Below are 9,582 nucleotides of genomic sequence, written 5' to 3' on the forward strand. Positions count from 1 at the left end.
AAGCAGAGGATGCCAGACAAGATCAGCCTCGGTCTCTGGGGCTCGGAACTGGGTATAAGAGACAGGCGGCAGGCCGTGCGCCGGCCCCCGGCGCGGCCGGGGGCGCCGGGCCCGGGTGCAGCAGGTACGGCCACGGATGCCCGCAGTTGAGGGCGGTCACGGCGCTGTCCTCCGTGATCTCCAGCAGCAGCACGGTGACGAAGTCCTCCAGGTCGGCCGCGGCCCGCCGCAGCGCCCGTTCCAGCCTGCGCAGCACTCCGGCGAGCGTCGGCTCGTCGTACGCGGCCTCCCGGAAGGCGCCCAGCACCGCCACCGCGGCCCCGAGCGCCGGCAGCCCGTGGCCCCGGACGTCGCCGATCACCACCCGTACCCCGTACGGCGTCGCCAGCGCCTCGTACAGGTCGCCGCCCACGACCCCGCCGTGGACCGCGGCCAGCCCCAGGCCTTCGATCCGGGGCGGCAGCGGCCGCAGCAGGGTCCGCTGCACGGCGCCGGCCACCTCACGGCTGCGCCGCAGTTCGCGCAGCAGCCGCCGGCGCGCGTGCAGCGCGCATCCGGTGGCCAGCAGCAGGAACGCCGCACAGCTCGCGAGGCTCGGCAGCAGCCGCCCCGGGGAGGACAGCTCCCAGGACACCGCCGTCCCGCCCCAGGCAAGGAGGCACGCCCGGCGCACCTGGGGCACGGCCCACGTATCGGTCATCGTCAGGCCTCCCCTCGGCCGCAACGATTGTGTCGAGCGCCCGGACCAGGCCCTGCACCCGCCAGGAGTTCTCACCCGAACGAGTGAGGGGCGCACCCGGTTCCCCGGATGCGCCCCTCATGATCCTCCCGGGAGCCCCGTGGGGCCCCGCGGACGGGTGCTACGCCCCGCGCAGCACCGCGCCCGTCCGCTCGGCGGCGAGCGCCACGGCCGCGTCGCGCGCCGCCGTCGACTCCTCCGCCGTCAGCGTCCGGTCGGCCGCCCGGAAGCGCAGCGCGTACGCCAGCGACTTCTTGCCCTCGCCGGTCTGCTCACCGGTGAAGACGTCGAACAGCCGCAGGGACTCCAGCAGTTCGCCGGCGCCCTCGCGCAGCGCGGCCTCCACCGTGGCCGCCGGCACGGACGCATCCACGATCAGCGCGACGTCCTGGGTCGCCACCGGGAAGGCGGAGATCCGCGGAGCCTGCGCCGCCTCGCCGCCGGCCTCCGCCAGACGGTCGAGGTCGAGCTCCATCGCGCTGGTGCGGGCCGGCAGGCCGAGCGCCTTGACGACGCGCGGGTGCAGCTCGCCGGCGTGGCCGACGACCTGCTCCACGCCGCCGAGCGTGACGACGAGCTCGGCGCAGCGGCCCGGGTGCCAGGGGCCGTACTGCCCCTGCCGGACGATCAGCTCGGCGCCGGCCTCGCGGGCCAGCGAACGCGCCGCCTCGACCGCGTCCGCCCAGTCGGCCGGGCGGCCCTTGCCCCACCAGCCGGCCTGCTCGCGGGCGCCGGCCAGCACGACCGCGGCGTGGCGCGGCTGTGCCGGGAGCGCGGCGTCGAGCGTGGCGACCTCCTGGTCGGTGGGACGGCGGTCGACGGGCAGCCGCACCGCGACGCCCGGCTCGTCGCCGGCCAGGAAGACGGAGCCGGTCTCGAACAGCGCGAGGTCGTGGCTGCCCCGGCTGTCGTTGCGGCGCAGCGCGCCGAGCAGACCCGGCAGCAGCGTGGTGCGCAGCGCCGGCTCCTCGTCGGAGAGCGGGTTGGCCAGCTTGACGACCCGGCGGGCGGCGTCGTCCGCGGGCAGCTGGAGCTGGTCGAAGACCTGCTCGCCGATGAACGGGTAGCTGAGCGCCTCGACGTAGCCGGCGCCGGCCAGCGCGCGGCCGACCCGGCGGTGCAGCTGCTGGCGCACGGTGAGCCCGCGGCCGGAGGGCACCTGCGGGAGGGTGGACGGCAGGTTGGCGTAGCCCTCCAGCCGGATGATCTCCTCGGCGAGGTCGTTGGGCTCGGCGAGGTCGGGCCGCCACGACGGGACGGTCACGACGAGCTCGTCCTGGCCGTAGACGTCGCAGCCGATCTCCTGGAGGCGGCGGACGACGGTCTCGCGGCCGTAGTCCATGCCGGCGACCCGGTCCGGGTGGTCGGCGCGCATCGCGACGGTGCGCGGGGCGACCGGGGCGGTCAGCTCGGTGACGCCGGCCTCGGCGGTGCCGCCGGCGAGCAGCACCAGCAGGTCGACGGTCCGCTGCGCGGCCGCGGCGGCGGCCTGCGGGTCGACGCCCCGCTCGAAGCGCTTGGAGGCCTCGGAGGAGAGCTTCAGGCGGCGGGCGGTGCGCGAGATGGAGACCGGGTCGAAGTGCGCCGCCTCGATCACGACGTCCGTGGTGCCGGTGACGGCGCCCGTCTCCGGGTCGGTGACGGAGTCGGCGATCTCGGTGTTGGCGCCGCCCATGACACCGGCCAGGCCGATCGGCCCGCTGTTGTCGGTGATCACCAGGTCCTCGGCGTCGAGCGTGCGCTTGACCCCGTCGAGGGTGGTGAACTTCTCGCCCTGCTCGGCGCGGCGGACCCCGATGGGGCCGTCGATCCGGGTGCGGTCGTAGGCGTGCAGCGGCTGGCCGAGCTCCAGCATCACGTAGTTGGTGATGTCCACGGCGAGCGAGACCGGGCGCATGCCGGCCTTCTGCAGCCGTCGCTTGAGCCAGATCGGGGACTTCGCCTCGGGGTCCAGGCCGGTGACGGTGCGCGCGGTGAAGCGGTCGCAGCCGGCCGGGTCCTCGACCTTGACGAGGTAGCCGTACGAGTTCGGCGCGGGCACGTCGATCAGCGCCGGGTCGCGCAGCGGCAGGCCGAAGGCGGTGGCGGTCTCGCGGGCGATGCCGCGCATCGACATGCAGTAGCCCCGGTCGGGGGTGACGTCGATGTCCAGGACCTCGTCGACGAGCTCCAGCAGCTCGATGGCGTCGGTGCCGGCCTCGTGCTCCGGCGGCAGCACGATGATTCCGTGCGTGCCGTCGTCACCCATGCCGAGCTCGTCGCCCGAGCAGATCATGCCGTGCGAGGTCTTGCCGTACGTCTTGCGCGCGGCGATCGCGAAGTCGCCGGGCAGCACCGCGCCGGGCAGGACCACGACGACCTTGTCGCCGACGGAGAAGTTGCGGGCGCCGCAGACGATCTCCTGGGGCTCACCCGTGCCGTTGGCCTGGCCGACGTCCACCGTGCAGAAGCGGATCGGCTTCTTGAAGCCCTCCAGCTCCTCGATGGTCAGCACCTGGCCGACGACCAGGGGGCCCTTGAGCCCTGCGCCGAGCTGCTCGACGGTCTCGACCTCCAGGCCGGCGTCGATGAGCTTGGCAGCGACGTCTCGACCGGTGGTGCCCGCGGGCAGGTCGACGTACTCCCGCAGCCAAGAAAGCGGGACCCGCATCAGATCTCCATCCCGAACGGCCGGGTGAAACGGACGTCACCCTCGACCATGTCTCGCATGTCTTCGACGTTGTGGCGGAACATCAGCATCCGCTCGATGCCGAATCCGAACGCGAACCCGCTGTACACCTCGGGGTCCACGCCACAGGCGGTCAGCACCTTGGGGTTGACCATGCCGCAGCCGCCGAGCTCGATCCAGCCCTCGCTGGAGCAGGTGCGGCACGGGCGGTCGGGGTTGCCCACCGACTCGCCGCGGCACACGTAGCACTGCATGTCCATCTCGGCCGACGGCTCGGTGAACGGGAAGAAGTGCGGGCGCAGGCGGGTGGTGGTCTCGTCGCCGAAGAGCTCCTTGACCATGTGGTCGATGGTGCCCCTGAGGTCGGCCATGGTCAGGCCCTTGTCCACGGCGAGCAGCTCGACCTGGTGGAAGACCGGGGTGTGCGTGGCGTCGAGCTCGTCGGTCCGGTAGACCCGGCCCGGGCACACGATGTAGACGGGGGGCTCGCGGTCGAGCAGCGAGCGCGCCTGCACCGGGGAGGTGTGGGTGCGCAGCACCACGCCGGACTCGTCGGCCTCGACGCCCTTGGGGCCCTGGACGAAGAACGTGTCCTGCATCTGGCGCGCCGGGTGGTCGGGCGTGAAGTTGAGGGCGTCGAAGTTGAACCACTCCGCCTCGACCTCGGGGCCCTCGGCCACCTCGTAGCCCATGGCCACGAAGATGTCCGCGACGCGGTCCATCAGCGTGGTCAGGGGGTGGCGGGCGCCGGCCGGGACGCGGTCGTAGGGCAGCGTGACGTCCACCGCCTCCTCGACCAGCACGCGCTCGTCGCGCTCGGCCTCCAGCTGCGCCAGGCGCTCCGCGTACGCCTTGTTCACGGCGCCACGGGCCTGGCCGACGCGCTTGCCGGCCTCGGCCTTGGCCTGCGGCGGCAGCGCGCCGATCTCGCGGTTGGCCAGCGCCAGGGGCGAGGTGCCGCCGGCGTGGGCGGTCTTCGCGTGCGCCAGTGCGTCGAGGTCGCCGGCGGAGGCGAAGGCGGCGAGCGCCTCGTCCCGCATGCGCTCGATCTCTTCCGGTTTCAGTGCCTCGACCTCGACAGGGTCGTACGACTTGTTCGGTGCCGACATCTCTTCCCGTACTTCCGATGGGCTGGCTGGTGGTCCCCGCTCGACACAAGGACACAAAGGTGCCAAAGGACGAGTCTAAAGGCCGCTGGGGGTGAAGGAGCCCGAGGGCCACCTGGCGAGACGCCTCCGCAGGGTCACTGGGAGAGGTACGCCGGCGCGCCGACGGGCAGGGTAAATCGGAACTCGGCGCCGCCCCCGGGGCCGCGGCCGACCGTGATGGTGCCGCCGTGGGCCTCGACGATGCCCTTGACGATGTACAGGCCCAGGCCGGTGCCGCCGCGCTTGCTCCCCCGCCAGAAGCGGGTGAAGACGCGGCTCATCGACTCCTCCGGGATCCCGGGGCCCTCGTCGGTCACGGTGACGGCTGTTCCCTTCTCATGCGGCGCTACGTCGATGGTGACCGTTCCGTCACCGTGTCGCACCGCATTTTCGAGAAGGTTGCCGAGGATCTGGTCGATCTTGTCCGGGTCGGCCCACAGGGCGGGCAGCGGCCGGGACAGGCGTACGAGGAAGCGGTCGGGGGCCTGGCCGTTGGCGGTGAGTGCCTGGACGTGCCGGCCGACGGCGGTGGCGATGTCCACGGGCTGGCGGCGCACCTCCAGGCGCCCGGAGTCGATCCGGGAGATGTCCAGGAGCTCGGCGATCAGCCGGGTCACGCGGTTGGCGTCGGCGTCGACGGTCTCCAGCATCAGCCGCTTCTGGTCGTCGGTGAACCGCTCCCACTTGGCCAGCAGGGTCGCGGTGAAGCCCTTGACCGAGGTCAGCGGGGAGCGCAGCTCGTGCGCGACGGTGGCGATCAGCTCGGCGTGGCTGCGCTCGGTGCGCCGGCGGGCCTCGGTACCGCGCAGGCTGACCACGAGCCGGGACAGCGGGCCGGTGGGGTGGGTGCGCACGTAGCGGGCGGAGACCAGCACCTCGCGGCCGCCGGGCAGCAGCAGGTTGCGCTCGGGCTGGCCGCGCCGGGTGGCAAGGCCGCCGTAGGGGTCGGTGAGGGCCCACCAGCGGCGGCCTTCGAGGTCCTCCAGGGGCAGCGCCCGCTCGATCCGGGCCCCGAGGGCCTCGCGCGGCGCGATGGCGGTGATGCGGGCGGCGGCCCGGTTGAAGCAGATCACCTGGCCGGCGTGGTCCGCGACGACGAGCCCGTCGGGCAGGTCGTCGGGGTCGATGCCGAAGCCTGCGGCGGAGGCAGACCCGGAGGCGGCTGCGTACGGCTCGGAGCCGGGACCTTGTGCGCCGGATCCCGCGGCCGCGCTCTCTCCCGCGGCCCGGGCGGGCTGCGGGAACACCCGCCCGGCGGGGCGTGGCCGAACGGCCGGCTCGGGCACGGCACGGGGCGGGACGGTCCGGGCCGGTGCGGCCCGTTCGGGCCAGAGCCCGTCGGCGGCGGCTCGGGTGCGGCTGCCCGGGTCCGGGGCGCTCCGGTCGGGGAGGGTTTCGACCGGGACGGCGGCGGCCGGGGTCGATGAAGCGGCCGCCTCGGCGGCCCCCGCGGCCCCCGCGGTCCCCGCGGCCCCCGCGTCCCGCGGGGAGCTGTTCGTACCGACGGTCATGTCCCCGCACCCCACATCTCCGGTAGCGCCGTGGGCCCCCGGGCGGCCACATTACTAGCTGGGGGTCACGGAGCGGCACCCTCCGGGCGCCCGCTGTGCACGAGCCGAGGCGTATAGGCACACGGCGGCGGCCGTGGCGAGGTTCAGGCTCTCGGCCTTGCCGTGGATGGGGACGCGTACGACGGCGTCCGCCAGGGCGCGGGTCTCCTGCGGCAGGCCCCACGCCTCGTTGCCGAAGACCCAGGCCGAGGGCCCGCCCATGGTGCCGGCGTCGAGCTCGGCGTCCAGGTCGTGCTCGCCCGCCCCGTCCGCGGCGAGGATGCGTACGCCGGCGGCCCGCAGGCCCTCGACGGCCCGCTCGACGGGTACGCCGACGGCGACCGGCAGGTGGAAGAGGGAGCCCACGGAGGCGCGGACCGACTTGGGGTTGTAGAGGTCCACGGAGGCGTCGGTCAGCACGACCGCGTCGGCGCCGGCGGCGTCGGCGCAGCGCAGCACGGTGCCCGCGTTCCCGGGGTCGCGGACGTGGGCGAGTACGGCGACCAGCTTGGGCCCGGCCCGCAGGATGTCCTCGAACGGCGAGTCGAGGAAGTGGCAGACGCCGACCAGCCCCTGCGGGGTGATGGTCTGCGAGACCTCGGCGAGGACCTCGTCGGAGGCGAGGTGGACGCGGGCGCCGGCGGCCCGCGCGGCGGCCACGATGCCGGCGTAGCGCTCGGCGGCCTCGACGGTCGCGAACAGCTCGATCAGGGTGGCGCCGGCCTTCCCGCGGTGCTCGACGGCCTCGCGGACGGCCTGCGGGCCCTCGGCGATGAAGCGCCGCTCCTTGGTGCGGAAGTTGCGCCGCAGGAGGCGCCGGGCGGCGGCCACGCGCGGGGATCGGGGGGAGATCAGCTCGGCGGGGGTGCCCATGTCTGTGCGGTTCTCTCTCGGTGGTCCGGGGCGCGCTCGGTGGTCCACGGCTCGGCCGTCCGGGGCGCGGCGGGGCCGGGCGGGCGGGAGCCGGTGCGGCTGCGCGGGGGCGAAAGCACACGGACCCGCAGGCGACTCGCCTGCGGGTCCGTGGGGCCGGCCGCGTGTCCGCGGGCCGGCGAAGGCCTTACGCGGCGGCCTTCGGGGCGTTGACGTCGGCCGGCAGAGCCTTCTGCGCGACCTCGACCAGCGCGGCGAACGCGTTGGCGTCGTTGACGGCCAGCTCGGCCAGGATCTTGCGGTCCACCTCGATGTTGGCGGCCTTCAGACCCTGGATGAGGCGGTTGTACGTCATGCCGTTCTGGCGGGCAGCGGCGTTGATGCGCTGGATCCACAGCTGACGGAAGTCGCCCTTGCGCTTCTTGCGGTCGTTGTAGTTGTAGACCAGCGAGTGGGTGACCTGCTCCTTGGCCTTGCGGTACAGGCGCGAACGCTGACCGCGGTAGCCGGAGGCCGCCTCGAGGATCGCCCGGCGCTTCTTGTGGGCGTTGACTGCCCGCTTGACGCGTGCCACTTGTTAACTCCTTGTAGCGGGGCCGCGGTTGTGTTCACACGGCCCGAAATCGATTGGGTCCCGGTCCTGACGCCGTCCCGCTCCCCGTTGCCGGGAGCGGTGGAACGTCACTTGCCGAGAAGCTTCTTGATCTTCTTGGCGTCGGCCGGAGCCATCTCGGCGTTGCCGGTGAGGCGACGCGTCAGCTGGGACGACTTGTGCTCGAGCAGGTGGCGCTTGCCGGCGCGCTCACGGAGCACCTTGCCGGAGCCGGTGATCTTGAAGCGCTTCTTGGAACCGCTGTGGGTCTTGTTCTTCGGCATAGCGCCGTTATCTCCTCGTCAGTGGCGCCCCCGCCGGCCCGTTTCCGGACCGGCGCACGGGAGCGTCAGTTGTGATCGGTGTGATCCGGGGCGGGTGCTCCGGATCAGGCCTCGGCGTTGTCCCCGGAGCCGGCTTCCTCGACGGGAGCCTCCTCCGCGGCGGGCTGGCCCTGGCGTTCGGCCTTGCGGGCGGCCTGCGCCTCACGGGCCTCGGCCATCGCCTCGGTCTTCTTCTTGTGCGGACCGAGGACCATGATCATGTTGCGGCCGTCCTGCTTCGGGTTCGACTCGACGAAACCGAGCTCCTGGACGTCCTCCGCCAGACGCTGCAGCAGTCGGTAGCCGAGCTCCGGCCGGGACTGCTCGCGACCACGGAACATGATCGTGATCTTGACCTTGTCGCCCTGCTTGAGGAACCGGACGACGTGACCCTTCTTGGTGTCGTAGTCGTGCGGGTCGATCTTCGGCCGGAGCTTCATTTCCTTGATGACCGTGTGCGCCTGGTTCTTGCGCGCCTCACGGGCCTTCATGGCCGACTCGTACTTGAACTTGCCGTAGTCCATGAGCTTGCAGACCGGCGGTCGTGCGGAAGCCGCGACCTCGACCAGGTCCAGGTCGTACTCCTGTGCGAGCTCGAGCGCCTTGGCAAGCGGGACAATCCCGACCTGCTCGCCGCTGGGACCGACAAGTCGCACCTCGGGAACGCGAATCCGGTCGTTGATGCGGGGCTCGGTGCTGATGGATCCTCCTCGGTTGCACCCACGTCCGCCTCGGGGCGGCCGCTTGACGTCTGTGTCGTCCGACCGGCCGTCCAGAACGCGAAAACGCCCCGGACGGGACACAGGCGGGAGCTCCTAAGAAACCGGAGCACCGCCGCGTGCAACCGCGGGGCGCGTCTGACGCGGCTTTCCATCGTCCGTACGGAACGATGGATGCCGCGTGACCGGTGACCCGCCGCCCCGGAGGGCGGTCAGGTGGGAAGTCGGAGCCTCCACTTGTGGGCCGGGGACATGCGTCTCCGGCCGGTCGTCACACAAGGTTAGCACCCGGGTCCCGGGGAGGCGAATCGGCGGCACGGCTTATGGTGAGGACATGACTGACGCAACGCCCCCCACCGCCACCGACGCCGATGCGGCCCCCGACTACGACGCCATGACCCGCGACATCGCGGACGTGCCCGCGGTCGAGGTGATCACCACGGTGGCCGTGCACCTGCTGAGCGCCGCGGCGGTCAACCTGGGCCTGGACAAGCCGGACTCCGAGCACAAGGACCTCGACGAGGCCCGCAAGCTGATCACCGCCCTGGCGGGCCTGGTCACGGCGAGCGCCACCGAGATCAGCTCCTTCCACGCCGCTCCGCTGCGTGACGGCCTGAAGTCCCTCCAGCTGGCCTTCCGCGAGGCCTCGATCGTCCCGGACGAGCCGGGCCAGGGGCCGGGCGAGAAGTTCACCGGGCCGGTCTTCGGCTGACGGCCTCCGGCCGGCGGGACCGGCTGTACGTGTGGACACGCGAGCGAGGGCTCCGTCACACCTGAACGTTCAGGTGTGACGGAGCCCTCGCTCGTCTGCCCGTTCCGGCGGTCAGCGGGTGAACAGCGGCTCGCCGGGGGCCGGGGCCGCCGCGGGGAGCAGCGCCAGGCTCAGGCCGCGGACCAGCCGGGCCCGCAGGGTCTCGTCGGCGGCCAGCGCCCGGGCCACCCGGCCCGCGCCCTCGGCCGGGTCCACGCC

At 73.0% G+C, this 9,582-nt stretch carries 9 protein-coding genes and 1 pseudogene; 1 reads left to right on the forward strand and 9 read right to left on the reverse strand.

The annotated features are described in order from the left end of the window. Window positions 1-22: 22 nt before the first annotated feature. The 8 genes from GPJ59_RS28250 to infC all read right to left on the reverse strand — a co-directional run bounded on the left by GPJ59_RS28250 (window position 23) and on the right by infC (window position 8,669). Complete coding sequence (locus GPJ59_RS28250) at window positions 23-700, reverse strand: PP2C family protein-serine/threonine phosphatase (protein ID WP_219670531.1); 678 nt, start codon at window positions 698-700, stop codon at window positions 23-25. Window positions 701-860: 160 nt separating this feature from the next. Then, window positions 861-3,389, reverse strand: a complete 2,529-nt coding sequence (gene pheT / locus GPJ59_RS28255; RefSeq protein WP_219670532.1) for a phenylalanine--tRNA ligase subunit beta — start codon at window positions 3,387-3,389, stop codon at window positions 861-863. Next, window positions 3,389-4,516: a phenylalanine--tRNA ligase subunit alpha gene (pheS, locus tag GPJ59_RS28260; RefSeq protein WP_219670533.1), complete on the reverse strand. Its 1,128-nt coding sequence runs from the start codon at window positions 4,514-4,516 to the stop codon at window positions 3,389-3,391. The genes pheT and pheS overlap by 1 nt, the downstream gene beginning before the upstream one ends. Before the next feature lie 134 nt (window positions 4,517-4,650). Further along, on the reverse strand, window positions 4,651-6,066 hold the full coding sequence (locus GPJ59_RS28265; protein WP_258025039.1) for a sensor histidine kinase: 1,416 nt from the start codon (window positions 6,064-6,066) through the stop codon (window positions 4,651-4,653). Window positions 6,067-6,120: 54 nt separating this feature from the next. Further along, window positions 6,121-6,978, reverse strand: coding sequence for a TrmH family RNA methyltransferase (locus GPJ59_RS28270; RefSeq protein WP_219670534.1), 858 nt, complete (start codon window positions 6,976-6,978; stop codon window positions 6,121-6,123). Window positions 6,979-7,165: 187 nt separating this feature from the next. Beyond that, window positions 7,166-7,552 (reverse strand): 50S ribosomal protein L20, encoded by a 387-nt coding sequence (gene rplT / locus GPJ59_RS28275; RefSeq protein ID WP_125652405.1) that lies wholly within the window; start codon window positions 7,550-7,552, stop codon window positions 7,166-7,168. Between the two features lie 107 nt (window positions 7,553-7,659). Further along, window positions 7,660-7,854 carry a 50S ribosomal protein L35 gene (rpmI, locus tag GPJ59_RS28280; protein ID WP_219670535.1) on the reverse strand — a complete coding sequence of 65 codons (195 nt, stop codon included), beginning with the start codon at window positions 7,852-7,854 and terminating at the stop codon, window positions 7,660-7,662. Window positions 7,855-7,958: 104 nt separating this feature from the next. After that, the gene (infC, locus tag GPJ59_RS28285; RefSeq protein WP_258025040.1) at window positions 7,959-8,669 is read right to left on the reverse strand and encodes a translation initiation factor IF-3; all 711 of its coding nucleotides are present in this window, start codon (window positions 8,667-8,669) and stop codon (window positions 7,959-7,961) included. Window positions 8,670-8,946: 277 nt separating this feature from the next. Between infC and GPJ59_RS28290 the strand changes: the two genes are divergently transcribed. Next, complete coding sequence (locus GPJ59_RS28290; protein WP_219670536.1) at window positions 8,947-9,324, forward strand: DUF1844 domain-containing protein; 378 nt, start codon at window positions 8,947-8,949, stop codon at window positions 9,322-9,324. A gap of 111 nt (window positions 9,325-9,435) precedes the next feature. Here GPJ59_RS28290 and GPJ59_RS37870 read toward each other — a convergent pair. Then, window positions 9,436-9,582: pseudogene (locus GPJ59_RS37870) on the reverse strand (SseB family protein); the annotation flags it as partial.

Source organism: Streptomyces bambusae (genome assembly GCF_019400985.1).
Taxonomy (GTDB): domain Bacteria; phylum Actinomycetota; class Actinomycetes; order Streptomycetales; family Streptomycetaceae; genus Streptomyces; species Streptomyces bambusae_A.

What these genes read in the sequence shown, in the direction of transcription:
- pheS (WP_219670533.1), bottom strand. Translation starts at nt 4,516, where the DNA reads ATGTCGGCACCGAACAAGTCGTACGACCCTGTCGAGGTCGAGGCACTG.
- GPJ59_RS28290 (WP_219670536.1), top strand. Translation starts at nt 8,947, where the DNA reads ATGACTGACGCAACGCCCCCCACCGCCACCGACGCCGATGCGGCCCCC.
- rpmI (WP_219670535.1), bottom strand. Translation starts at nt 7,854, where the DNA reads ATGCCGAAGAACAAGACCCACAGCGGTTCCAAGAAGCGCTTCAAGATC.
- pheT (WP_219670532.1), bottom strand. Translation starts at nt 3,389, where the DNA reads ATGCGGGTCCCGCTTTCTTGGCTGCGGGAGTACGTCGACCTGCCCGCG.
- GPJ59_RS28270 (WP_219670534.1), bottom strand. Translation starts at nt 6,978, where the DNA reads ATGGGCACCCCCGCCGAGCTGATCTCCCCCCGATCCCCGCGCGTGGCC.
- GPJ59_RS28265 (WP_258025039.1), bottom strand. Translation starts at nt 6,066, where the DNA reads ATGACCGTCGGTACGAACAGCTCCCCGCGGGACGCGGGGGCCGCGGGG.
- GPJ59_RS28250 (WP_219670531.1), bottom strand. Translation starts at nt 700, where the DNA reads ATGACCGATACGTGGGCCGTGCCCCAGGTGCGCCGGGCGTGCCTCCTT.